This is a genomic window from Paenibacillus sp. FSL R5-0928, from assembly GCF_037970385.1.
Classification (GTDB): Bacteria; Bacillota; Bacilli; order Paenibacillales; family Paenibacillaceae; genus Paenibacillus_AQ; species Paenibacillus_AQ odorifer.
In genome coordinates, this window is record NZ_CP150225.1 from 2789803 (window position 1) to 2813349 (window position 23547).

At 43.9% G+C, this 23547-nt stretch carries 23 protein-coding genes; 18 read left to right on the top strand and 5 right to left on the bottom strand.

The window, feature by feature from the left end; all coding sequences use genetic code 11:
• The first annotated feature begins 151 nt into the window (after positions 1 to 151).
• A complete protein-coding gene (locus MKZ16_RS12355) occupies positions 152 to 1012 on the top strand; it encodes an alpha/beta hydrolase (RefSeq protein WP_076100749.1) in 861 nt (286 codons plus the stop codon).
• Positions 1013 to 1095: 83 nt separating this feature from the next.
• Here MKZ16_RS12355 and MKZ16_RS12360 read toward each other — a convergent pair whose 3' ends face one another.
• A complete protein-coding gene (locus MKZ16_RS12360; RefSeq protein WP_036689803.1) occupies positions 1096 to 1413 on the bottom strand; it encodes a MazG-like family protein in 318 nt (105 codons plus the stop codon).
• Between the two features lie 97 nt (positions 1414 to 1510).
• Here MKZ16_RS12360 and MKZ16_RS12365 point away from each other — a divergent pair, with 97 nt between their 5' ends.
• The 4 genes from MKZ16_RS12365 to MKZ16_RS12380 all read left to right on the top strand — a co-directional run bounded on the left by MKZ16_RS12365 (position 1511) and on the right by MKZ16_RS12380 (position 5266).
• Entirely contained in the window at positions 1511 to 2089 is a 579-nt protein-coding gene (locus MKZ16_RS12365; protein ID WP_036689805.1) for a TIGR00730 family Rossman fold protein, read from the top strand.
• A gap of 16 nt (positions 2090 to 2105) precedes the next feature.
• On the top strand, positions 2106 to 2666 hold the full coding sequence (locus MKZ16_RS12370; RefSeq protein ID WP_076105395.1) for a GNAT family protein: 561 nt from the start codon (positions 2106 to 2108) through the stop codon (positions 2664 to 2666).
• A gap of 68 nt (positions 2667 to 2734) precedes the next feature.
• Positions 2735 to 3484: a GTP pyrophosphokinase family protein gene (locus tag MKZ16_RS12375; RefSeq protein ID WP_036689808.1), complete on the top strand. Its 750-nt coding sequence runs from the start codon at positions 2735 to 2737 to the stop codon at positions 3482 to 3484.
• A 156-nt stretch (positions 3485 to 3640) separates the two neighbouring features.
• Entirely contained in the window at positions 3641 to 5266 is a 1626-nt protein-coding gene (locus tag MKZ16_RS12380) for a glycoside hydrolase family 9 protein (RefSeq protein ID WP_076105396.1), read from the top strand.
• Positions 5267 to 5387: 121 nt separating this feature from the next.
• Here the strand turns inward: MKZ16_RS12380 and MKZ16_RS12385 are convergent, their stop codons facing one another.
• Positions 5388 to 5657, bottom strand: coding sequence for an excalibur calcium-binding domain-containing protein (locus MKZ16_RS12385; protein ID WP_076105397.1), 270 nt, complete (start codon positions 5655 to 5657; stop codon positions 5388 to 5390).
• A 209-nt stretch (positions 5658 to 5866) separates the two neighbouring features.
• Between MKZ16_RS12385 and MKZ16_RS12390 the strand changes: the two genes are divergently transcribed.
• On the top strand, positions 5867 to 6367 hold the full coding sequence (locus MKZ16_RS12390; RefSeq protein WP_076100742.1) for a hypothetical protein: 501 nt from the start codon (positions 5867 to 5869) through the stop codon (positions 6365 to 6367).
• A gap of 997 nt (positions 6368 to 7364) precedes the next feature.
• Here the strand turns inward: MKZ16_RS12390 and MKZ16_RS12395 are convergent.
• Positions 7365 to 8222 (bottom strand): alpha/beta hydrolase, encoded by an 858-nt coding sequence (locus MKZ16_RS12395; RefSeq protein WP_081393448.1) that lies wholly within the window; start codon positions 8220 to 8222, stop codon positions 7365 to 7367.
• A gap of 171 nt (positions 8223 to 8393) precedes the next feature.
• Between MKZ16_RS12395 and MKZ16_RS12400 the strand changes: the two genes are divergently transcribed.
• Positions 8394 to 9230, top strand: coding sequence for a cupin domain-containing protein (locus tag MKZ16_RS12400; protein ID WP_256715527.1), 837 nt, complete (start codon positions 8394 to 8396; stop codon positions 9228 to 9230).
• 51 nt (positions 9231 to 9281) lie between these two features.
• Here the strand turns inward: MKZ16_RS12400 and MKZ16_RS12405 are convergent, their stop codons facing one another.
• Positions 9282 to 10277, bottom strand: a complete 996-nt coding sequence (locus MKZ16_RS12405; RefSeq protein ID WP_036683447.1) for an acryloyl-CoA reductase — start codon at positions 10275 to 10277, stop codon at positions 9282 to 9284.
• 139 nt (positions 10278 to 10416) lie between these two features.
• On the opposite strand from MKZ16_RS12405, the gene MKZ16_RS12410 reads away from it, so the two are divergent.
• The 7 genes from MKZ16_RS12410 to MKZ16_RS12440 all read left to right on the top strand — a co-directional run bounded on the left by MKZ16_RS12410 (position 10417) and on the right by MKZ16_RS12440 (position 16764).
• Complete coding sequence (locus MKZ16_RS12410) at positions 10417 to 10632, top strand: hypothetical protein (RefSeq protein WP_339815754.1); 216 nt, start codon at positions 10417 to 10419, stop codon at positions 10630 to 10632.
• Positions 10633 to 10642: 10 nt separating this feature from the next.
• Complete coding sequence (locus MKZ16_RS12415) at positions 10643 to 10993, top strand: hypothetical protein (RefSeq protein WP_339815756.1); 351 nt, start codon at positions 10643 to 10645, stop codon at positions 10991 to 10993.
• Positions 10994 to 11314: 321 nt separating this feature from the next.
• A complete protein-coding gene (locus MKZ16_RS12420; protein ID WP_036683453.1) occupies positions 11315 to 12733 on the top strand; it encodes an NAD-dependent malic enzyme in 1419 nt (472 codons plus the stop codon).
• 116 nt (positions 12734 to 12849) lie between these two features.
• Complete coding sequence (locus tag MKZ16_RS12425) at positions 12850 to 13383, top strand: AAA family ATPase (protein WP_036683456.1); 534 nt, start codon at positions 12850 to 12852, stop codon at positions 13381 to 13383.
• 373 nt (positions 13384 to 13756) lie between these two features.
• Positions 13757 to 14200 (top strand): GNAT family N-acetyltransferase, encoded by a 444-nt coding sequence (locus MKZ16_RS12430; RefSeq protein ID WP_036683459.1) that lies wholly within the window; start codon positions 13757 to 13759, stop codon positions 14198 to 14200.
• 31 nt (positions 14201 to 14231) lie between these two features.
• Positions 14232 to 14723, top strand: a complete 492-nt coding sequence (locus tag MKZ16_RS12435; protein ID WP_038570047.1) for a DinB family protein — start codon at positions 14232 to 14234, stop codon at positions 14721 to 14723.
• An 88-nt stretch (positions 14724 to 14811) separates the two neighbouring features.
• Complete coding sequence (locus tag MKZ16_RS12440; RefSeq protein ID WP_076106112.1) at positions 14812 to 16764, top strand: CotH kinase family protein; 1953 nt, start codon at positions 14812 to 14814, stop codon at positions 16762 to 16764.
• A 71-nt stretch (positions 16765 to 16835) separates the two neighbouring features.
• On the opposite strand, the gene MKZ16_RS12445 is transcribed toward MKZ16_RS12440, so the two are convergent.
• A complete protein-coding gene (locus tag MKZ16_RS12445; RefSeq protein WP_036683466.1) occupies positions 16836 to 18530 on the bottom strand; it encodes an ABC transporter substrate-binding protein in 1695 nt (564 codons plus the stop codon).
• Between the two features lie 112 nt (positions 18531 to 18642).
• Here MKZ16_RS12445 and MKZ16_RS12450 point away from each other — a divergent pair, with 112 nt between their 5' ends.
• The 4 genes from MKZ16_RS12450 to MKZ16_RS12465 all read left to right on the top strand — a co-directional run bounded on the left by MKZ16_RS12450 (position 18643) and on the right by MKZ16_RS12465 (position 23352).
• Positions 18643 to 20154 (top strand): DUF4173 domain-containing protein, encoded by a 1512-nt coding sequence (locus MKZ16_RS12450; protein WP_076106114.1) that lies wholly within the window; start codon positions 18643 to 18645, stop codon positions 20152 to 20154.
• Positions 20155 to 20178: 24 nt separating this feature from the next.
• Entirely contained in the window at positions 20179 to 20703 is a 525-nt protein-coding gene (locus MKZ16_RS12455) for a hypothetical protein (RefSeq protein ID WP_076106116.1), read from the top strand.
• Between the two features lie 94 nt (positions 20704 to 20797).
• Positions 20798 to 21496: a cyclic nucleotide-binding domain-containing protein gene (locus MKZ16_RS12460; protein ID WP_036683474.1), complete on the top strand. Its 699-nt coding sequence runs from the start codon at positions 20798 to 20800 to the stop codon at positions 21494 to 21496.
• Positions 21497 to 21657: 161 nt separating this feature from the next.
• The gene (locus MKZ16_RS12465; RefSeq protein WP_076106118.1) at positions 21658 to 23352 is read left to right on the top strand and encodes a methyl-accepting chemotaxis protein; all 1695 of its coding nucleotides are present in this window, start codon (positions 21658 to 21660) and stop codon (positions 23350 to 23352) included.
• Positions 23353 to 23547: the final 195 nt, after the last annotated feature.

Consider the following 23547-nt stretch of genomic DNA (forward strand, 5'->3'; position numbering starts at 1 on the left):
GGAGAGTGCTTATCGTGATTATCAAATTCATTCGTTTACGTTAATTTGAGGTGCAATTCAATGATGACATCATCCATTTTTTTGAAAATGTATTGAGTCTTATTTAACTGTGCATTCATTGATAAAATTCGAATGAAATGAGGAATGAACAATGAGCGAAAAAATAGTAAAAGTAAACGGAATTGATATATGCTCGGAAAGTTTTGGAGATCCTAGCAATCCTGCGATATTGCTGATTATGGGTGCCACATGTTCTATGGTTTATTGGGATGAAGAGTTCTGTCAGCGATTAGCAGATACCGGACGTTACGTTATTCGTTATGATAACCGGGATGTCGGACGTTCCGTTGTTTATGAGTCTGGGAGTTCCAATTATACCGTGATAGATATGGCTAATGATGCCGCTGGGTTACTAGACGCCTATAATATTGAACAGGCAAATATCGTTGGGATGTCCTTAGGCGGAATGATTGCACAAGTCCTTGCTACACGTCATCCGCAAAAAGTTCTAACCTTAACCTTGATCGCATCAAGTTTTTTCGAATCTGATGATAATGATCGGAACTTGCCTCCTATGGATGAGCGGATCCTCGCATTCCATGCAGATGGAGCAACACTGGATTGGTCTAATGAGGAAGCGGTAGCCAATTATTTGGTTTCAGGTTCCGGCATACTCTGTGGTTCAAAACATAAATTCGATGAGAAAAGAGTGTATAAACAAGTAAGGATGGAAATAAAACGTGCCAACAACTTGCTTAGCATGTTTAATCATTCTCTCCTTACAGGGGATGACGACTACGAGGGCAAGGCAAAAAATATCATGGTTCCTACCTTGGTTATCCACGGCACAGAAGACACGGTGCTTCCTATAGAGCATGGCTTGGCACTTGCTGCGGAAATTCCTAATGCGTCGCTTCTAACCCTGGAAGGAACGGGCCACGAAGTCCACCCGGATGATTGGGAAACCATAATCAAAGCGATTTCGAATCATACATTAGGCGGTAAAGCTTAACAGGGCTTAAAGAGTAAATTAAAGAAGGGCTACAATTCGGTGTTGCCGATTGTAGTCCTATTTTTTTCAGGATTACTTTGTCCCTAGGAATTAAACCGCTTCACTAATTTGTCTTTATGTGCAGTAAAAGCCTCTTCTAAAGTGATGCCATATAAGTCGGCTAACAATGCGATATTTCCGAGAACATCCCCGATTTCCTCAATCAAGTCGTTTTTCAGTTGCTCTGGAGTGCGAGTCGATTCATCCGGTCGATCTCTGCCGATTTCATAGGAGCGTACAGCTCGTGCTACTTCACCTGTCTCTTCCATTAAGAATCCCACTCTTATAAAAGGACCATAAGTAGTCCAGCCTCGTTCTCCATAAAAATGATTAATCCATTTCTGCACATCATTAATTTCCATATTATGTAGCACTCCTTAATCTTTCACATGATTTATACTCCAACATATAGTATATTAGATAGCGGACATTATCAATATATAGTTTGGAGATGGGATTTTGAAATCAATATGTGTTTTCGCAGGATCGAATTTAGGGGGACATGAGGATTATAAAGCTAAAGCTGTTGAACTTGGTAACTACATGGCTATGAATAATTATCGTTTAATTTACGGTGGCTCAAAAATCGGATTAATGGGTGAAGTCGCTAATGCTGTTTTGAATGGTGGAGGCGAGGTAATCGGAGTAATGCCTAGAGGATTATTTAATGGGGAAATGGTACATAGAGAATTAACGGAGTTGATAGAAGTAGAAGATATGCATGGCCGTAAAGCAAAAATGGGAGAATTGGCAGATGGCTTCATTGCTTTACCTGGAGGGTTTGGAACGTATGAGGAGCTTTTTGAGGTTTTGTGCTGGTCACAAATTGGCATACACAAGAAGCCGGTAGGGGTTCTAAATATCAGGAATTATTTTGATCCTCTGCTGAATCTGATTCATAACAGTATCCAAGAAGGCTTCTCTAATTCTTCGCATCTCAGTCTGCTAAACGTATCCAACGAGCCGTTGGAACTCTTAACTCTATTGAAGGAGTATGTTCCGCAAACGCTAGAGCAAAAGTGGAAACAGCTCAACTAGAAAAAGGAGAACTTACATGAATTCAGAATTTGCATTTACTGATTTCCCTGTGTTACAAACTGAACGATGTACACTACGTAAAGCAACAGAAAATGATCGCTATGATATATTTGAACTTTATTCCCAAGAAGCCGTTGTGAAATATATGCCATTTACACCCTTCATTTCGGTCGAGGATGCGATAGATGAAATGAAATGGTATGACAAAATTTTTAAGGAACAATCCGGTTTACGGTGGATGATTGAAGATCGTGAGATTCAAAAAGTGATTGGAACCTGCGGATTTCTGAATTATGAGCAAGATCATCATCGTGTGGAAATTGGGTATGACTTAATGCCTGCTTTTTGGGGAAAGGGGATTATGACAGAGGTAGTGAACCGTGTTATGCAGTTTGGCTTTTTGAACATGAAACTAAATAAAATTGAAGCGAGAGTGGAACCGAAAAATGAGGCGTCACTTATATTGATGAATAAGCTCGGCTTCTACAAAGAAGGGGTCTTAAGGCAACATGAGTTCGAAAAAGGTCGGTATGTGGATCTTGCTGTCTTCTCTAAATTGAAAAGTGAATACCGCTGAATTTGAATTTCACTAGTGGATTGGCTATGATAAATATAGAGAAACGCTACAAGAGGAGAAATGAGATAATGACCCCCGAGAATCAAATTGAACAATTTAAGAAGCTTAAGCACGATATCACTCGTTTCATGTTGATTTATAAATTTGCATTGGATGAGATGGAAACAAAGATTGAGATCCTAAAACAGGAGTTTCAGTCTCTGCATGATTACAGCCCAATTGAACATACCAAATCGCGTATTAAGTCACCAGAGAGTATCATGAACAAAATGCTGCGCAAAAATGGTGAATTATCGCTGAATTCAGTGAAAAATTGTATTAAAGACATCGCTGGTCTGCGGATCACCTGTTCTTTTATCTCTGATATCTATCATGTTAGTGAGATGCTTCAGAAGCAGGATGATCTAACGGTTCTTGAGGTAAAGGATTATATTAAGAATCCTAAACCTAACGGATATCAGAGTCTTCATTTGCTGATTCAAGTCCCTGTTTTTATGTCCGATCGCCAGGAGCTTGTCTGTGTAGAAGTTCAAATTCGTACCATTGCTATGGATTTCTGGGCAAGCCTCGAACATAAAATCTTTTATAAATATAATAAATCAGTACCTGAGAGCATGACTCGTGAGCTGAAAAATGCGGCGGATGCCGCCCATGCTCTTGATCTGCAAATGGAGCGTCTGCACCGAGATATAAAAGAAATTAAAGACGATGATGAAGATGATCTTAGCTCTTTCGAGGAGGAGCTTCGCCGTATAGTGGTTCATAATAAGCAGTTCACACTTCCAGCTAACTTTATTAAACTGCTTGACGATAAATAAGCTGTTTTGTCCGCCTAGAGTTATCCGTTTCGTTTCGGGTGACTCTAGGTTTTTTCTTGTATACATCATTGCCATAGATAACTAGAATAGAGTATTCTCAACTAGAAGAGAAAGGTTACTTCAGCTTCATCATTTTTACATAAAAGGAGAATGAAGATGAGCGAGCGTACACTTCGCGCCATTACTGTGAATCAAATCGGATATCCGCTGGATGGAGAAAAAATCGCAGTATTTACAGGTGCTGAGCATGATTTTCAGGTAGTTGATGTTGATAGCGGGACTATTGTGTTCAAAGGTAGTTCAGATGCTGGAAGATTTGATAAAGCCAGTGGAGTAACTTTGCACACAGGTGATTTCTCGGAGGTCAAGGCTGAGGGAAGATATCGGATTGAGCAGGGCGAGGGTGTAGCTTCGGCATCCTTTACAATCTCAGATCAGCCTTATCATGAGCTTCAACAGGGCTTGCTGAAAGCTTTCTATTATTATCGCTGTGGCGTTGAATTGACTGAAGAATATGCTGAAGATTGGAAGCACAAGGCGTGTCATACCGCAAAAGGGATTGTATATGGGCAACCGGATCTTCAACTAGACTGTTCGGGTGGCTGGCATGATGCAGGTGATTATGGAAAATATAGCGGTCCCGGAGCGAAAGCTATCGCGGATATGCTGCTTGCATATGAATTATATCCCTCGGCTTTTGTAAGCGCTATCCCATTGCCTGAAAGTGATGGATCTACGCCAGATGTGCTGCTGGAATGCAAGGTGGAGCTCGATTGGTTGTTTAAAATGCAAGACTCCGCAACAGGTGGTGTATACCATAAACTGACTACGCTAAGCTTTCCTGGACTGGATGTTATGCCTGAGGACGATACAGCGGATCTGTACTTCTCACCAATATCTGCTACTGCTACTGGAGATTTTGCTGGGGTTATGGCTATGGCTGCAAGAGTGTACGAGTCTTTTGATGCTGCTTATGCGCGGAAATGTCTGGATGCTGCAGGGGCAGCATGGGAATGGCTTGTTCAGCATCCAGATGTACCCGGTTTTACGAATCCGCCTGAGATTAGCACTGGAGAATACGGGGATGGAGTCGATAAGGACGAGCGGTATTGGGCAGCGGCGGAGCTGTATCGTACGACAGGGAAAGAGGAGTATCATCAAGCTGTTCTCCAGCTAGTGCAGCTGGCTTTTCCAAAATACAGTTTAGGCTGGGGTGATATGGGGGGCTATGGCACTATTGCTTATCTGTTAAATGGTGAGGAGCAAGCAGAACGTGCTTTATATGTCTCGTTAAAAGAAGGGCTTGTTGCTGAGGCGCAACGATTAGTGGAACAGAGTCGTGAGGAGGGCTATAGGATCTCTTTAAAAGAGGAGGACTATATCTGGGGCAGTAATATGCTTGTAATGAACAATGCAATGCTGCTGCTGGCGGCTGAATATTTTAGTGGAGACTCCGGTTTTGCGGACTGTGCCTTAGATCATCTACATTATCTGATGGGGCGTAACGTATTGGATATCAGCTATGTTACCGGATTTGGGGATCATGCCGTGATGAATCCGCATCATCGCCCTTCTGTAGGTGACCAAGTGGCTGATCCGGTGCCAGGATTGGTGTCAGGGGGGCCAGATCGTGGGCTGCATGATGAATATGTAGTTGAGCATTTACAGGGAAAACCAGCTGCGCAGTGCTTTGTCGATCATGAGCTTAGCTATTCTACGAATGAAGTGACGATCTATTGGAATTCACCTGCGGTGTTTGTTGTGGCCCGGTTTAATCAATAAAAAGCAATAGTTCGAATAGGGAAAGGCGTCCTGGATCTGGATGTCTTTCTCTTTTTTATAGTTGAAATGCGATATTCACGCGGGATCTAAGGCTCAAGCAAATGATTGAGCAAGGTTAAGCCTATTTCTCACAAGCGATTCCGTCTTTGTCACGGTCGCTTTTTTTATTGGCATTATAGAGTTCTTTCGATACATAGGGTTTATTTTTCGTTTTGCCGCCTTTGTTCTTGGTTGAGCTGGAAATAGCAACTCCACCTTTGTAATCTTTGTTTAGCTCCGAGCAGTTTTTGTAGGTTTTGACCTTGGATTCTGCGCTTGCTGTATTTAAGGTACCGACGGATAGAGTGAGTAGCAGGCCTGCTGCTAGACAAATGTTTAAGATTTTTTTCATGAGAACATCTCCTATAAAAATCTAATGGAATTGATGATTGCGTAGTATCGTATGTGTTTTATATTACCAGTTTAATTCATTGAGGTATACATTATTGGTGGATTTGGAAACAGTGTACATATTTATGAGTGAAGTGGGGGAATAATTAGATTCAATTCACATGTAGTGAACAGGCTACGAATGAGGTGATTCTAATTAGCAAAAAGAAAATGGCGACTGCTCTAATTGCAGGGTTGTTGCTTCTGCCGGGAATGGCCTTGGGTGCATCAGCCCCCGTTACTATGACTCGCGTTAATGGAGAACTGCTATCGGCTATGCCCAAGCCAGCTCCGGAGTCCAAGCGCATTATATTACCTTCTGCAATTCAAGCATCAGAGCTATACGGGTTCGGATTACAGCATCGGAATGCCTCGATTCAATATTCGATCTTCTCTAAAGAATTCAAAAAGATTATGTATCCGCGGTTTGTTGAACTAAACTGGGTAACGGGTGTCTCCAGCCCCTGGATCACGAACTACGAGGTCACTAAAGAAACGATAATTAACAAGAACTCAGAGGTCATAGAAATGCGTTTGGATACTGCGACTTCAAGTGGACCAGCACCTTCTATATTTTTGACAATCTCACTTGTGCAAGAGAAGAATAGCTGGGTGATTACCGGAGTGACATCGGACCCTGAGCTGCCGCGTGGCGGATTGCCTAGGAAGTAGGTATGTTATGGATAAAAAGAGCAAGCGTATTAGGGGATTCCCATACGCTTGCTCTTTTTTTGATTCGAAAGCACAATCGTTCAGTCCACGCGGTCTGTTTCTCCACAAATCATCAGTGACAATGTTCAGCCCAGAGTGGCAATGCCAGCTCGAGTCACAAATCATCAGCCTACGTTGGTGATTAATTAAGAGACCTCGCGTCAGACATCGTTACGGACCGTATTGCAGCTATTTTGGCATTATGATCGTTCTGGCGAGAGTTTCGGACTGTATGGCTCTTATTCCCCTGAAATCACGCATTATAGGAGTACTTTTGGGTGAATAGCTGCATCTGAGTCCGATAGCATGGCTAAATCGCCGAAATTGTGAAAATAAGAGCTCCTCGGTCCGATCACCGCCAAGCTCTAGTGGATTTGGAGTCGCAATGTTCAGCCCAGAGTGGCAATACCAGCTCGAGTCACAAATCATCAGCCTACGTTGGTGACTAATTAAGAAACCTCGCTTCACACATCGATACGGACCGTATTGCAGCTATTTTGGCATTATGATCGTTCTGGCGAGAGTTTCGGACTGTATGGCTCTTATTCCCCTGAAATCACGCATTATAGGAGTACTTTTGGGTGAATAGCTGCATCTGAGTCCGATAGCATGGCTAATTCGCCGAAATTGTGAAAATAAGAGCTCCTCGGTCCGATCCCCGCCAAGCTCTAGTGGATTTGGAGTCGCAATGTTCAGCTCAGAGTGGAAGGCCAACTCAGCATCACAAAGCCCAGCTTGCATTATAGAGTATAGCATACGTCACCAGCCCAGCTCATATCATACAGCGCAACTGACGTCGCATAGCCCAGCTCGCATTACACAGCGCAACTCACATCGCATAGCTCAGCTCACATCACAAAGCGTAGCTCGAGCCACCAGCCCAGCTCACGTCACCAGCCCAGCTCGCGAACCCCAGCTCAAGCCACAACAGCTACTAGACTATCCAGCTGTTAGGCGACTAATCTCTTCCCGCCTTCACCATCAATTCCGCCAGCATTTTGGGTTCGGTTCGAACGGTGGTCATGTGATCTCCTTTGCCCTCGATGAAGCGGAAGACGCCTAAATGACTGGATTGTGTAGGATGGAATCCGTATGGACCTTGCGGTATCGCGGTGTCCTCCGTTAGATAAAGATAACTTTTGGGGATCTGGAGACTGTAGAATTTCTTGAGATCAAGCTTTTCGAAAAGTGGACTTGCTGGCTCAGGAGGAGCTTGTTTATAAAAAGCTTGCGCTTCCGCAAGACTGGCGGTGTTGACGAATGTATCCCGGAAGAGAGGAAAGGGGAGCGTTATGGTGTTATTGCCGGAAGTATCTCTTAGCTGTTCAAAGTACTTAAGCGAATCAGCTGGAAATTGGTCCGCCAGACTTTGCCCATCCAGCGGTACGAAGGCATCGAAGAATACCAGACGTTTGATCCGATCCGGTACTTGCTGAGAGACGGTTTGGATCACCGATCCACCAAAGCTATGTCCGAGCAGAATGATATCCTTTAAGTCTTTTTGCTTGATAAAGTCGACAACAGACTGTGTAATTTGCGCATGCGTTACATTATTGTTTTTGTCCCCGCCATGACCGGCATATTCCGGAGTATAGACGGTGTGTCCTAAGCTGCGAAGTGCGGCGGCCGTTTGATCCCAAAAACCAGCAGTAGCCCAAGACCCATGAACTAGAACAAATGTAAGAGGCGCTTGTTTCGCTGCTGTTTTGTTATTGGCGGCCTCAACCGTGGAGCTGAGATTCATAGGCTGGAAACCCATAATTGTAAAGAGAGTGATACATAACGCTAACACTATTTTTGTGTGAATGGATTTCATACTATGCCTCCTATGTGGGGTGAGAGTGTAATACTTAGAGGATGCCCCGTTTAGAAAAGAAAGATGAATTTTTATCAGGAGTAGTGAATCTCCGCACCTAGGCATAGGCAAACGCATATCTTGTGTTTAGGGAAAGCAAAAATTTATAGCAACAGAAAGGCAGGAAAAAAAGTGACTTCATACATGGACTATACGTCCCCCAATACAGAGTTTACTTTTGATGTGAACACCAATACACTTTTTAAAAAAGATGCCAACAACTTCATTAACTTGCTGTCGATTAAACAATTGAACACGCTTGAGAACATATCGCTGCTGGATATTTTTCTTAGCAAATCAAATGTTGTGGAACCTCATTATCATCAAAATGCTGCAGAGCTTGTATATTGTATCTGCGGTTCAGCGGTAGTGTCTTTAATCAATCCGTTCACAAATGAACTTCTGCATTTTCCGATTTGTCCGGGTCAAGTGGCAAACGTGCCGCAAGGCTGGTGGCATTATGAGGTAGCTACTGTGGATAATACACATCTGCTCGCGATTTTTGACGCACCTATTCCTGAGGTCATTTTAGGTTCGGATATTCTTAGCAAAACCCCAGCAAATGTATTAGCCCATACTTACTGCTTAAATGAAGCTAAGGTAAAAGAAGCTCTTGCTCCAATCAAGCCGGGAACCTTCATCGGCCCTCCTGCTGACTGCTGCGAAGAAGATAAAGTAATGGGCAGCAGCAATATGGCTCCTAATATGGCCCCTAACATGGCCCCAAATATGCAAGCCAATGTTAAACCAAATATGCATCCTAATATGCAGCCAAATATGAATCCATACGCTCATATGCAGGCACAACCCATCCCGATATCTTCACAAATGCCTCCAGCTACACAAGCCTTTAATTATCAGCCTTACCCGATGCAAGGGTACTATACGCAGGGTTATGATCAGCATTATCGCCAACAACCCTATGTACAGCAGCAGCCGCATTACCAGTATCCAAATAACCAAGAGTAAACTAAAAAAACCTCCCGGAACTCTAGATTCCGGGAGGTTTCGTTGTTAAACCTAGGATAAACGGACAAGTACTCTTCCTCTAAGGTTTCCTTGCAGAATATCTTCCAATGCTTGCGGTAGCTCGTTTAACGTGACTTCACGATCCACGAGGTTCTCCAGTTGACTTGGCTTCAGATCGCTCGCCATCCGTTTCCAAGCCTTCTGGCGAAGGTCGGCAGGACATTCAACGGAATCTATGCCGAGAAGGTTAACACCCCGAAGAATAAACGGAAGTACTGTAGTTGGAACTGAAGTGCCTCCGGTTAAGCCACTTGCAGCTACAGAACCTCTGTAGGTGATTTTACTCAAAACTGCGGCAAGGGTGTCACCACCCACCGAATCTACTGCGCCTTGCCATAATTGTTTGTCCAAGGGTTTGCTGGCGCCGCCAATGACCTCTTCACGTGAGATCACGTCTTCGGCTCCTATACCTCTAAGGTAATCGGTAGCTTTGGCGTTACCTGTGCTTGCCACTACGCTATACCCTTTTGCGCCAAGCATGGCAATAGCAGATCCACCTACACCGCCGGTAGCGCCTGTTACAAGTACTTTGCCTTTGTCCGGGGAAACGTCATGATCTTCCAGGGCTAGTATGGACAAGGCAGCTGTCAGTCCTGCAGTACCGTAGATCATAGCTTCTTTAAGCGTCAGGCCTTCGGGAAGGGGAGTGATCCAACCTGCGGGAATCCGAGCGTATTCGCTAAAGCCGCCAAAGTGTGATACGCCAACACCATATCCTGTCGCAATGACTTGCTGCCCTTTATGAAACCGCTCATCTGTGGAAGATACCACAACACCGGATAAATCTATCCCTGGAATAAAGGGATATGTTCTTAGAATTTTACCGTTTGGAATACTGGCTAAACCGTCTTTATAGTTTACACTGGAGTAAGCAACCTTAATTACAACCTCTCCAGCTGGCAGATCCTCTAGGGTAACCGGCTTAACAGCTACGGAGAAGGATGATTCTGTTTTGTCGACAACTAACGCCTGAAATGATTCTGTCATAAGTGTGAGCTCCTTCAACTACGTTATAGGTAAGACATGTATATAATATTTATTCTGCCCGGTCAACTTGTGATTGTCTATGATATAGCGCAATTGTTTATTAAGGTTCCGTTAAATCTTGTGATAGAGGGTGAAGCTTATGAAATGGAAAAATTTAATGGGTACAGTCTTAGCGGGTATCACATTAGTCTCACTTGGCTTTAATGGATATTCTTTTTATAACAAGCCACCAAAAGAGACTAACCAAACTACCAAGGAGCTTGTTCAAACTATAGGCGAGATTTCAATCCAATCTAACTCTGAGAGTGGAGTGCAGGGTGAAAGCGTGGAGGAACTGAAAAAAAATTATTTATAACTTACCTCAAGTGGAGAAAAAATTAGCTTTTATAAAGGGAGTAATCACAGAAGGGAACTCGGTTTATCTGGATCTGGATGAGGTGGAATGGTTCGGTGGAGAGGCGGCAGAAATTGCGGCTAAAGAAGATGGTATACAAGAACCCGAATCATTGCCTAATGGATTCTATATCCGAAATGCAAGCGATGAAATCGAACGACTTAAGCTTGAGACTGATGTAACTATAGCTGAACTAAATGGGGCGAGACCTCAGCAAGTTGACTATACGAATTTTATTAGCGAAGAGCTTGTGGATAGATTATTCCATCTGACATTTGTAGAAGGTAAGGCTGTTTTGCTAGAAGAGCAGTACAGACCTTAGTGAGGGAGAGCAACTGAAAGTGCCAGCGGAGAAAAGAATCGGCGGGATGCTCTACAGCATGCAGTGAAGGTAATGAAGAGTAGAAGAGCTTACGGTTTGTTTATGCTTACATACACTTAAGATTATGATGAAATTTATTTTCACGGGAAAAATGGCTCTGTGTCCGTAGCTGCCATACCTGATGTATTTGGACCGGGTGCGGATGGGAATACTGTATGAAGAAAAATTTTTCGTTGATCTAGTTAATAGGCGGAAGATATGTTTAAATGGGAAAGTATAGTATTTTTTAAATAATAGGATTGAAGAAAGAGAGGCTAATTCATGTCGATTGCGACTACAATGATTATCAGGCTCGAAATTCGGAAATCGGTTGCATCTTTTGGCGATGTTGCTTCAGGAATTGCCGCAGCTGGCGGAGATATTGTTGCTATTGACGTGATACGTGCAGGGAAGGATGTCACTACCCGAGATATAACAGTGAATGTGCAAGACGCAGCTAATGGAGAAATTATCTCAATATTATCGAAGATGCCGGGAATTAAAATAATCAACGTGTCGGATCGGACGTTTCTGGCTCATCTTGGCGGAAAAATCGAAATCACACCTAAAATGCCGATTAAAAATCGGGAGGATTTATCCTTAGTGTATACGCCGGGGGTAGCCCGAGTGTGTACGGCGATTGCCGAAGATCCCAGAAAAGCTTATTCTCTGACGATGAAAAGAAATACAGTTGCAGTCGTTTCGGACGGCACTGCTGTGCTTGGACTAGGGGATATCGGCCCGGAAGCAGCTATGCCTGTCATGGAAGGTAAGGCGATGCTGTTTAAGCAATTGGCGAACATTGATGCTTTTCCGCTATGCTTAAATACCAAAGATCCGGAAGAAATTATCAATATCGTAAAAGCAGTTTCTCCTGGCTTTGGAGGGATAAACTTAGAGGATATAAGTTCACCACGCTGCTTTGAAATCGAACGGCGGCTTGCGGAAGAGCTGGACATTCCGGTATTCCATGATGATCAGCACGGAACTTCCGTGGTGGCTTTTGCAGGACTTTTGAATGCGCTTAAAGTTGTTAATAAATCTATTGAAAATGCGCGGATTGTTGTTGTGGGTATAGGGGCGGCTGGGGTGTCCATATGTAATCTGCTGCTGGCAGCGGGCGCGCGTTATATTTATGCGGTTGATCGTGAAGGCGTTCTCAGAAAAGATCTCCAGTATGATAATCCGGAATGGCAGAAGCTTGCTGCCGCAACCAATCCTGAGGGAATTGAGGGTGGAATAACGGAGGTTATACGAGGGGCAGATGTCTTTATTGGGGTGTCCCGTGGGGGGATTCTGACCGTGGAGCATCTTAAAAGCATGGCCAGTGATAACATCGTTTTTGCGATGGCTAATCCTACACCGGAGATTGAACCGGATTTGGCAGAACCTTTTGTTCGCGTTCTAGCGACAGGCAGAAGTGATTATCCGAACCAGATCAACAATGTGTTATGTTTTCCGGGTATTTTCCGTGGCGCACTTGATTGCCGGGCTAGAACTGTGAATCTGGAAATGAAGCTGGCTGCGGCAAAAGCCATTGCATCGGTCGTTCATCCCGATGAACTCAATGAGCAATATATCATCCCAAGTATTTTTAACGAAAAAGTAGTTGAACAGGTCCGCCTGGCAGTAATCCAAGCGGCTATATCCACGGATGCAGCACGCCGGATTCCTAAAGACGTAGCAGCTATAACGGAATAAGAGCTATACGATAAATGGACTGCTTTGCTTACTTAGAGAGCAGTCTATTTGTTTTTATATTTGGAGGGAAATTGCCCGAATTGCAACTTTAAATCCACTTAAAGGTGAGGGAATGTATGAGAAAAATTCATATTATGGGAGCCTCAGGCGTAGGAACGAGTACATTAGGTTACGAATTAGCTAAAGTGTTGCCACATGTCCAGTTAGACAGTGACGACTATTTTTGGGAGCATAAATTCACTAAGCAACGTGAGGTCAATGAGCGATTAGCAAGACTTACAAGAGATTTGACTCATAAGGAACCTTGGATTCTGAGCGGTGCGGTATGTGGCTGGGGAGACGGCCTTCGACCATTATTCGATTTGGTTATTTTTCTAGGACTTCCACCGGAAATTCGTTTAGATAGATTAAGAGCCAGAGAGTACGAGAGATATGGTGATCATATTTTGCCTGGAGGAAGTAAATATGAAGCGTATCAGAGCTTTATGGAGTGGGCGGCATTATATGATGTAGCTGGAGTTGAAGTCAGGAGCAAAGTGCTGCATGAGGAATGGATGTCCGCACTGGAATGTCCTATTTTACGAATAGAGGAAGATTTATCGGTTGGAGATCGTGTTGAGATCGTGCTGAGATATTTACAAATGGTATAGGAGGAACTTTTGGTCGGCGGAATATATTCAACAGGCTACAGAAGAATTCAGCAATAATGTTGAGGGAGTCAACGGCGAGTTAAAGTCCGTACATTCTGGGATTGGTGCGTAGAGTGGGATGGACAGATGGATGAATTCGAGTTGATAGTTCGTAAATAATGGGGCTATGAAGAAGATTAAGCTGCATCCATTTTATGTGGCTAGTGCTGGGGCGGATGGCTTGGTATTATGGGCATTCTTCTTTTATGAAGATGTTGGCACAGCAGTTGGTCCAAAGAGGTTATAATTGAAAGCCTATATCTCATCCACGGAATGGTGGACTGTATGTGTATGAGCAGGGCTGTTAATTTAAAAGAAAGCAGGATGAACAATCATGGTTGATATTAAAGAAATAGAAATGGAATCTCTTCCTGAACTGGGGAATTTATATCAAGAGCTGATGAATAAACCGTCTGACCTTAATAAGCTTGAAGAAGTGTTTAAAGTGGTTAAGGCGGATAACCGGTACATTCTATTGGGTGCTTTTGTAGAGGGGGAGTTACTAGGGTCTTTGATGGGCATCGTGTGTCAGGACTTAGTGGGGGACTGCAAACCGTTTATGGTGATTGAGAATGTGGTCGTTTCAGCGCGGGCACGCCGTCAAGGCGTCGGCAAAAAACTTATGAACGCCATTGAACAAGCGGCCCGGGAAAGAGACTGCTATTATATTATTTTAGTCTCCGGTGAGCAGCGGAAGGAAGCGCATGTGTTCTATGAATCGTTAGGTTATAGAGATGAAAAGGTAGAAGGATACCGAAAACATTTAAGTTCCCATTAAAAAGTACAACAACTTTCTAGGAGGTTTTTATTTGCAGACATTTTTTCAATATAACTGGATGGTCCGCGAACAATGGTATGAGTGGTGTGCAAATATTTCTGAGGAGGAGCTGCTTGCAATACGTATAGGTGGTGTAGGCAGTATACTCAAGACGCTTTTTCACATTGTGGATGTGGAGTGGAGCTGGATTCAAGTATTGCAAGGAAAACCGGATTTCCAAGAGGATTTTGAGCAGTACAAGACTTTGCAGCATGTACGAGAATTGGATGCAAAATTCCACACAGAGGTGGAACCCTTTGTAACGGCTTGGCATGAGGGGCTGGAGCAGAGGATTTTTGAGGATCACCTTCCGGATGGCAGGATCGTGACCGATGCCTGGGGTGAGGTAATGCGCCATGTGATTGCTCATGAGATTCATCATGTCGGGCAATTATCTGTCTGGGCCAGAGAGATCGGAAAACCGCCGGTTTCAGCTAAACTGATTGGCAAAGGGCTGATAAACAGCCTGCCTGGCAAAGCGTAGACAAGCTATTCAGCGTATACTCAGATTCATATTTTACAATCTCCTTGAACTGCGAAAACATAAATCAGTACTTCAAGGAGGATTACACATGGTGAAGAAGAAAAATTTGCTGAGAAAGTTTATGGCAGTTACACTAAGTCTTGCTATCGTCTCAACAGCGTTTGGAGTTGCTGGAAACACGCCCGTAGTTAGTGCGGCGGATGCAGGTGTAACGAAAGCGTATGAATCCCTGTTCGCGGGTGACAGAATCATTGATGTTAAAGTAACGATTGATGATGCGGATTGGAAAAGTATATTAGCAAGTCCCCTCGAAAAAGAATACAAAAAAGTTAAGGTTGAAGTTGACGGGAATGTTGTTGAAAATGTTGGATTTTCTACTAAAGGGAATCTGACGTTAAAATCGGTAGCCAGTATGACAGACTCGGACAGATACAGCTTCCGGCTGAAATTTGATAAATATGATAAGAAGCAAACGTTACTTGGTCTTGATAAAATGGTACTGAACAACAATTTTTCGGACCCTTCGTATATTCGTGAATATTTACATTACGAAGCGCTCCGTTCTGTTGGTGTGGATGCACCTTTGACTGTGTTCACCAACCTGTATATCAACGGAGAATTATATGGGTTTTATGTAGGTGTGGAAGCGATAGATGACAGCTATCTAGAACGTACCTATGGAGAAACTTATGACGAAGGTGTTCTGTATGATACAGAAGAAAAAAGTTATCTGCAGTACAAAGAAGACAGTGACTACGAAACGATAACTTATGATACAGGTAAAGAAGATGATAAAGCTTCGTTAAAGAACTTCATCAAGGTACTGAATGAGATGCCTGCCGGTGAGAAGGGTTCTATTGAAAGTGTGCTAGATGTGGATTCGGCCCTGAAGTATATCGCCGCTAATGCTGTATTGGGTAACTATGACAGCTATAACGGGGATAAAGGTCATAATTATATGTTGTACGGGGATGCATCCGGTAAATTTAGTGTACTTCCATGGGATATGAACATGTCCTTTAACGGGTATTCTGGTGGCGGAGGCGGCAGAGCAGGTACAACAGCTGCTGCGGGCACAACATCTACATCGGCAACAACCATTGCAGCCAATACCAACGCAGTAACTGCATCGATTGATAATCCTACACTTGGGATAAGTTTAGATCAGGTCCCAATGATTGCTAATCTGTTGGAAGTGCCTGAATATAAGACTAAATACTTGAAATATGTATCTGAGCTGGTAGATTATTTGGAAGGAATTCAGAGCAGAATCACTGAATTGGCTACCTTGATTAAACCTTACGTTCAAGCAGACCCAACCAAATTTTATACCATGGAACAATTTGAAAGTAATGTTACTTATTCAGCAACAGGTGAGATGGGTGGTAGTGGAGGAATGACTCCACCAGCTGGGATGGAAGGCATGACACCTCCGGATGGAACGACACCGCCAGCACGTCCTGATAATACAGGGACTGCGACTGATGGTAATCCTACACCTCCAACAGGTAACGCTGGAGGCGGGGGACAAGGTATGGGCACAATGGCTGCAGGTTCGATTATGACCTTTGCGCTGAACAGACTTGCTAATCTGCAAGGCCAGCTAGGACTTAACGTCACACCTCTACCCTCTGTAACTACAACACCATCAACAACTAATCCGAACACGACGGGCACTAAGGGAATATCCGTACTTTTAAACGGAACAGCGGTCAGCTTTGCAGATCAGCTTCCTGTGAATAAGGATGGCCGGGTGCTTGTGCCAGTGAATGCAATCTTTAATACTCTGGGTGCTACAGTAACCATGGATCAAACGACTAAGAAAATCACTGCAGTAAAAGACAATACAACGATCGTAATGGCCATTGGCAGCAAGACTGCTTACATCAATGGCAAAGCGCTCACACTCGACGTTCCTCCGCAAATTATCGGAAATCGGACATTAGTTCCGGTTAGATTTATTTCCGAGGGATTGAATATGGATGTGAAGTGGGATGCGGGGACTTCTACAGTTACAGCTACGACTAAAACAGCAGCTTAATAATTAGCTTTATCGCGTATGCGGAAATCCGGGGCAAGCTCTGGATTTCCGCATTTTTTAATTCAAGCAGATCAACTCGTGCTGCTGCTAGAGAGCAGTGGCGGAAACCAGACATGACGAAGATCAACCCAACCCTGGCTATTGAAGCTAACCCCGCGGACAGAGGGGAGATAAGCTGTCTGAGTGGGCTTTTCATACAAAATATGTAGGTGGTGCTCTTTAATCAGACGGTTCTCGATGATACTGAAACTTTCCGCTCGGGCCACCGGATTAGGTTCGCGCGCGATGGTATACAGCCAGCCTTCTATATCCGCCCGGGTATACGGTTCAATATGCTGGGAGAGCGTAAGGTATAGATCAAATAAACGAAGTTGTTCATCCTCGTCACGGAATAATGAGAAAACAATCAGGTCAGATTCCAGCCGAATCGGACCTTTAAATTCCTCTGGAGACACGGAAATGACATTGCATTTATAACCTTGTTGCTCTAGTCTAGTGGCAATAAAATCAGCATCGCCAGCATATTGTGGAATCGTAGAGATTTGCAACGTGATTTCTTGATCTTTTATCGCTTCTTGCTCGATGGACGCTGAATCGTCTTTTAAACAGGAGACTATTTTTGCCCGAAGCAGGGGATCGCTTAACGGTCCCTTTTTTTGCGTATTGCAGGTGACGAATTTCCGGATGGAAGACTCCGAATGAATTCGGCTCCAGGTCGAAGAACTGGCGGATGAGGGATTCTGAATCACGTGAAAAGCAGAACCCGTATCAGAGGATGACGTTTCGGTATCCCACGGGACATAAAGGATTTCAACCCGATCTAAATGAGCCCGTCCTTGAAAATAATAAGGAAAAACCTCCAGCACACAAGTGTCCTCGGTCATGTCCACAACCTTAAAGGGGCCAGTCCCCACGGGTCTACGGCCAAAGCTCTGCTCATCTATTCCTTCTAAATCACGCGGTACAATTGCGGCTCTGCTCGTGCACAAAAATGGCAGAAATAGTTCATTAGGCTGCTTAAGCGTAATTTGAACGGTAGATGGATTTAATGCGGTGACCCGCTGGATTTCTTTGAAAATATAGCTATAGAGTGTCCGTTTAGAGGTTCGCATCAACCGTCCCAGGGAATAGACTACATCCTTGGCTGTAAGCACTTTTCCATGATGGAATAACACCTCTTTGCGCAGAAAAAAAGTCCAGAGCGTCCGGCTCTCATCGACTTCCCAGGCGTGAGCCAGACAGGGAACAATTTTGTCCCGTTCACCGCTTCTTTTCACTAACCCGTCGAAAACATGGCTGGAAACAAATGACTCTGCCAGCAAATTCATATATAACGGATCGAAGGTATGTAGCTGCTGGGTAATGGGCAGGCGGAGAGTATCAATTTGTTTGTCACTACGAATTTCAGAATGATGCCCAAAATAGGTCAGCAGCCAACCCTGTAGTGTATCCTGCAGTGAGGTGGAGCTGGCATGGGTTTTGATGCCTTCTATAGCGTGGTGGACATCTTTGCGGCTAATCGCCTGCATCATGGATTGAAGGGCAATTTCTTCGGAGGGAACAAGAAATTGCAGCAAAGAGCGGCTTCCCCGCCCACGCTTAGGCGTCCATTTGATCCATTCCTGCAACATCATTTTATTCACAATATGCATGGCATTGCGGTGTGTACAGCCGAAAATCAATGCCAACTCATCCATCGTCACTGAGATTTCTGTTGCTCCCCCAAAATGAGATTGCAGCTTTAAAAATTGGCTATGCAGCTTCATTGTCTTGGTTCCTTTCGGAAAATAGGAAATTATAAATAAATTCTTTCTCTTTTTTTTCTTATTTTATCACGTAAAATAAGGATGAGAAAGTAAGAAAATGGGGGTAATTACCATGACCGAGGAAATGGAAACGGGAACGGGACTTAGGCTTAATCGATCGCTTGCTGCTTTGCTTGCTGCGTTCTTACTGGCAATAGTTCATCAGTATTTATTTTATGGAAAGCTGGCGGGCCTATCGTATCCAATCTTTGTGTGTCTGTTCTATGCGTTCATGCTTTATTATGCCAAGGCTAAAATCCGCAAGCTCAACATATTCAGTTACTTCTGGTTTGGAGCGATTTTTCTACTTTCATTAACCTATTTATTCTTTCATAATTTTTTCTTCTTTGGGCTGAACCTGCTGGTGATCCCGGTGTTGATTTTATTACATATGACTTATTTGCTTAGTGATAAACGGCCGGCTTGGAGCCGGCTTGGATTAGTGGGGAACACGCTGGAGCATGTGCTTCCACAGAATTTCCGCCATTGGAGCACTGTGTTTACGATCATTAAAAGGACTGGCGGCAGTAAAATGAAGGACGAGCGTAAGCAGGTCATGGGGAAAGTGCTGATAGGACTTGCGATCTCTTTTCCAATATTGCTGGTTGTGGTTACTCTGCTGTCCTCAGCGGACGGAGTGTTTCATCATGTACTGCTGGAGCTGCCGAATGTGCTGGATCGGATTTCATTTGGGGAAAGTTTTGTGCGGGTGCTGTGGATTATCCTGCTGGGCATGGGCTTGTTCGGCTTAGTGTGGGGGTATGTGGATTCGAAAATCTATGACTGGAATATGCAGCCTAAGGAATATGGTCCAGTGCTGGCGCCTGTAAGCTTTAAAATGGATCCGATAATTATGACGACGATTCTTATAGCCATTAACACGGTATATGTATTGTTTGTTTTCGTACAGTTTTCTTACTTGTTTGGAGCATGGGAAGGGATTTTACCAGAGGGCAGCTCATATGCTGATTACGCACGTAGTGGATTTTTTGAGCTGATTATGGTGGCTGCGATTAATTTCGTGATTTTGCTGCTGGCTTTGGTATCGGAAGGAAAAAGAAGTGGAGGGCTGCAAAAATTTATTAATGTCCTGCTCTACATTCTGGTTGGTTGCTCGACAGTGATGCTATATTCCGCCTATACCCGTCTGACTCTATATGAAGAGGTGTACGGCTATACCACGACTCGGTTTTTAGTGCATGCATTTATGATATTTATGGGCTTATTGTTGGTGGTTGCAGCCTTACGGATAGCTGTTCAGCGTGTGCCATTGGCGAAATGTTATATTGTGCTGGGCTTGATCTCCTACGTCGTCATGAACTATATCGGGATGGATGTTATTATCGCTAATAAAAATATGGATCGTTATGCGGCAAGTGGTAAATTGGACGCCAATTATTTGGTCCGTTTATCTCCGGAGGTCATCCCTTCTCTGATAAGGTTTAGTGAACAGGAAGATGGGATGCTGGATGATTTTTTAAAGAATGAATGGAGAGAACTCAATAAGCGTGAGCGGGCCTGGCAGTCGTTCAATTTCCCGCAATATCTGGCGCAGCGTGAGCTGGCTGAATATTTTGCACAGTAAAGGTAAGAAGAAGGTGTGAGGTCAGTGAGGAAGAAGCCATTTAAAAGAGGCTGGTCATTTATCATCATTTTTATTACGGTAGGTTTAAGTTACGGGATCTATCATATCTATTTATACAATGCGCCCAAACAAAATCATTACTCGCGTGTTTCCAGCACCAATCTTGAACAGGAAAGTCTGGGCGGCATTCAGCTGCTTCAAAGCCTTGATTCAATTGCTAGGGAACCTAAGCCAAATAATGATATAGAGCGGTATCAGTATTATGATCTGGGTAACGAGACAACAATAGCCACAGCGCGTGGTGATGATAAAATAATTCTAATCAGCGTCTATTCCGATCATACGATGAGTACGGCAAGAGATATTCATGTTGGAGCTTCAGCAGACGAAGTGATCAAGGCTTATGGCACTTCTTATTATAAAAGAGGGGAGCAAGGGGCTGAGATTATCGGATACGTGGATAAAATCAACCATCGGAGTATTGAATTTTGGCTGCAGGATCAGAAGGTAGAGATGATTCGTTATTGTGTGGATTCTGTTGTAATGTAAAGTGTCATAGGAAAACCTCATTAAAAAGGACATATGTCCTTTTTTTGTGGGGTATTCTAAATTACACTGGAGCAAACAATAGAGGGGGCACAACATGCAGACGATAAATGACCGTGAGGCTGTCCGTGCCTTGGCAGTGAAGAACGGTCTGGACGGAATATTTAGCCCGCTGGTAACGCATAAAATGGAGTTGAGACGTTACGCGGATGAAGAAAAGCTGTGTTTGGTTGGCGATCAATTGGATGGAATGTTCATATTGGTTGAGGGCAAGCTCAAAATTCAGACCTTGCTGCCAAATGGCAAATCTATGCTGGTGCGGTTTACAAATCCGATATCTGTGATTGGGGATGTAGAGCTGCTTCACCGGTTCCCTGTTAAGAATCAAGTGGAGTCTGTGGGTGAGAGCTTGATTCTTTTTGCAGGGAGAAGACTACTCCTGAGAGAGCTTGAGGAAAATACAGCGTTGTTACGTTTTCTCGTCGGAGAACTTAGTCACAAATTGCATACGCTCGGTCAAGCCTCCGCACTTAACCTGTTGTATCCTGTGGAGAATCGATTTGCCAGTTATTTAATGTCTTTGTTCGCAGATAAAAACGGTGACCGGCGAGTGGAGGAGATTCGGACCTCAAGTCTTATTGAAACAGCAGAATTGCTTGGCACAAGCTATCGGCATCTTAATCGAATCGTGCGTCGTTTTATTGATGAAGGAATCATTACACGAAATCGTGGACGCTTAAGTGTACTGGATGAATCGAAGCTGGCAGAGCTGGCTAACGGAAATTTATACGAATAAAAAGATCTCAAAAGACCATTAGTTCCTGCCCTCGGCCGGAAATAGGGGTCTTTTTGTTTTTTTAAGCAAACATTCAGTTCAAATTCAGAGAGGCTTAAGGGAGAGCTAGTAGGATAAAAGTACCAAATAGACCTACATACATATAGAGATGAGGAAAAACGATGGTGAAAAGTATCCGTGGGAAAATAGTCTTAGGATTTACTGCTGTGATTATAGTCTTTCTAGTGGCGATAGCCGGAAACACATTGTTTCAGGGGAAGGTTACCCAATTGACAGATCAGGTTAATCGTAACTGGGACAAGCTGTCACTTGTTCAAGGCTTAACGGATAAGATTCGTACCGCAGATGAGCTGGGTGCTCGTTATGTGATGAGCAACACAGATGATGAGCGGAATTCCTATCTGGCGCAGTATGAAGAAATGCTCCCATTGATTGAAAATGCTATTACAGAGCTGGAGAGTGCCCGATTAAGTGAAGCTGAGTTAAAGGGTGTAACTGAGCTGAAGAGCAAATGGAATGATTATTTGATCGTTCTGAAGGAAGCTTTTGCTTTAGCTAAGGAAGGCAACTTCCCGGAAGCGCAAAAGAAATTCACGGACCTATCATTAGACGCTATGATAGAATCTCAGATTGTGTTTCAGAACATGCTCATGGAGGAAATAGAGAATGGACAAAGCCTGGCAAATTCGCATCGTAATAACGCTTTGATTACTAGCTTTGGTGTGACCGGATTGTCGGTAGTGCTCGCGGTGATCCTTGCGCTGCTAATTTCTGGACGAATTATTAAACCGCTTCGTGATGTGAACACGCAGTTGAAGGAAATTGCAGATGGGGATGCCGATCTTACGCGCAAGTTAAGTGTTCGTTCTAAAGATGAGATTGGTGAACTGGCGTTTAACTTTAATAAAATGACAGATAATCTGGGCACGATGATTGAACAGGTGAAGTTATCGGCAAATAGTCTCGCGAATTCCTCTACAAAGCTTAGGTCAGATAGTGGAGTGACGGCAGGCGCCACAGAACGAATATCGGATTTTATGGGTGAAATCGCTTCCGGAACAGCCAAACAGATGAATGATTTGCAGACCAATACGATTACAATCTCAGAAATATCACTAGGAATCGGCCAAATTGCTGCCAGTGTCCAGGACATCTCGGAAGCCTCCCATCGCTCTGCGGCATTTGCCATTACAGGAGATGAATCCCTTCAGGCCGCTGGGCAGCAAATGGAATCGATTAATCACTCCATACAATCTTTATCACAGCAAGTCCAAGGTTTTGTGAATCGATCTCAGGAGATTGGCAGTATTGTAGGAGTCATAAAAGGAATCGCTTCGCAGACGAATATGCTGGCCCTAAATGCGACGATTGAGGCAGCTCGTGCTGGTGAGCAAGGTAGAGGTTTTGCTGTGGTTGCCGATCAGGTCCGTAAGCTGGCAGAGCAGTCCGCGGAATCCGCCAATCAAATTGCAGAAATGGCGACTGGGATCCAAAGTGAAGCAGATGATGCCATGAAGGTGATGATGAGCAGCATGCGTGAAGTAAAGGGAGGTACGGAGATTATCGAGGAAGCGGGACGTTCCTTCGGTGAGATTCGATTATCTATAGATTCACTCGCCGAACAGGTTCAGGAAGTATCTGGAGCCGTGGAGGAGATTACGGCGGCTGCGGATGAGATTGTAGAGTCAATTCGTAACGTTACGCAAATCTCGGAAACAACCGCTGCGAGTACTCAGCATGTGTCAGCAGCCTCACAAGAGCAAATGGCTTCGGTCGAACAAATTGCATTCTCTGCAAGTGAATTAAGTACAATGGCGCATGGACTGCAAGGGTTGGTAGCTAGATTTAATGTATAACATGAAGCTTCGGAGAGTTAAGGGGCAATATAGTCCCCTTGTCCTCTCCGGGGCTTTTTTTTGTTGAACGTAATATCCCACATACAAAGCATAGAAATTGCCATCGACGGCCATCTACGTATAACTTATATTATTAGCGTTATTAGTTAGCTTGTATCCGTAATCCATCATTTCAAATGTAGGAGGCGAATGTCT

Bases quoted from the DNA above. Each gene is read 5' to 3' on its own strand.
- MKZ16_RS12425 (WP_036683456.1), top strand. From the start codon at position 12,850: ATGAGAAAAATTCATATTATGGGAGCCTCAGGCGTAGGAACGAGTACA.
- MKZ16_RS12420 (WP_036683453.1), top strand. From the start codon at position 11,315: ATGTCGATTGCGACTACAATGATTATCAGGCTCGAAATTCGGAAATCG.
- MKZ16_RS12440 (WP_076106112.1), top strand. From the start codon at position 14,812: ATGGTGAAGAAGAAAAATTTGCTGAGAAAGTTTATGGCAGTTACACTA.
- MKZ16_RS12380 (WP_076105396.1), top strand. From the start codon at position 3,641: ATGAGCGAGCGTACACTTCGCGCCATTACTGTGAATCAAATCGGATAT.
- MKZ16_RS12430 (WP_036683459.1), top strand. From the start codon at position 13,757: ATGGTTGATATTAAAGAAATAGAAATGGAATCTCTTCCTGAACTGGGG.
- MKZ16_RS12395 (WP_081393448.1), bottom strand. From the start codon at position 8,222: ATGAAATCCATTCACACAAAAATAGTGTTAGCGTTATGTATCACTCTC.
- MKZ16_RS12385 (WP_076105397.1), bottom strand. From the start codon at position 5,657: ATGAAAAAAATCTTAAACATTTGTCTAGCAGCAGGCCTGCTACTCACT.
- MKZ16_RS12360 (WP_036689803.1), bottom strand. From the start codon at position 1,413: ATGGAAATTAATGATGTGCAGAAATGGATTAATCATTTTTATGGAGAA.
- MKZ16_RS12370 (WP_076105395.1), top strand. From the start codon at position 2,106: ATGAATTCAGAATTTGCATTTACTGATTTCCCTGTGTTACAAACTGAA.
- MKZ16_RS12465 (WP_076106118.1), top strand. From the start codon at position 21,658: ATGGTGAAAAGTATCCGTGGGAAAATAGTCTTAGGATTTACTGCTGTG.
- MKZ16_RS12355 (WP_076100749.1), top strand. From the start codon at position 152: ATGAGCGAAAAAATAGTAAAAGTAAACGGAATTGATATATGCTCGGAA.
- MKZ16_RS12450 (WP_076106114.1), top strand. From the start codon at position 18,643: ATGACCGAGGAAATGGAAACGGGAACGGGACTTAGGCTTAATCGATCG.
- MKZ16_RS12460 (WP_036683474.1), top strand. From the start codon at position 20,798: ATGCAGACGATAAATGACCGTGAGGCTGTCCGTGCCTTGGCAGTGAAG.
- MKZ16_RS12405 (WP_036683447.1), bottom strand. From the start codon at position 10,277: ATGACAGAATCATTTCAGGCGTTAGTTGTCGACAAAACAGAATCATCC.
- MKZ16_RS12375 (WP_036689808.1), top strand. From the start codon at position 2,735: ATGACCCCCGAGAATCAAATTGAACAATTTAAGAAGCTTAAGCACGAT.
- MKZ16_RS12410 (WP_339815754.1), top strand. From the start codon at position 10,417: ATGAAATGGAAAAATTTAATGGGTACAGTCTTAGCGGGTATCACATTA.
- MKZ16_RS12390 (WP_076100742.1), top strand. From the start codon at position 5,867: ATGGCGACTGCTCTAATTGCAGGGTTGTTGCTTCTGCCGGGAATGGCC.
- MKZ16_RS12445 (WP_036683466.1), bottom strand. From the start codon at position 18,530: ATGAAGCTGCATAGCCAATTTTTAAAGCTGCAATCTCATTTTGGGGGA.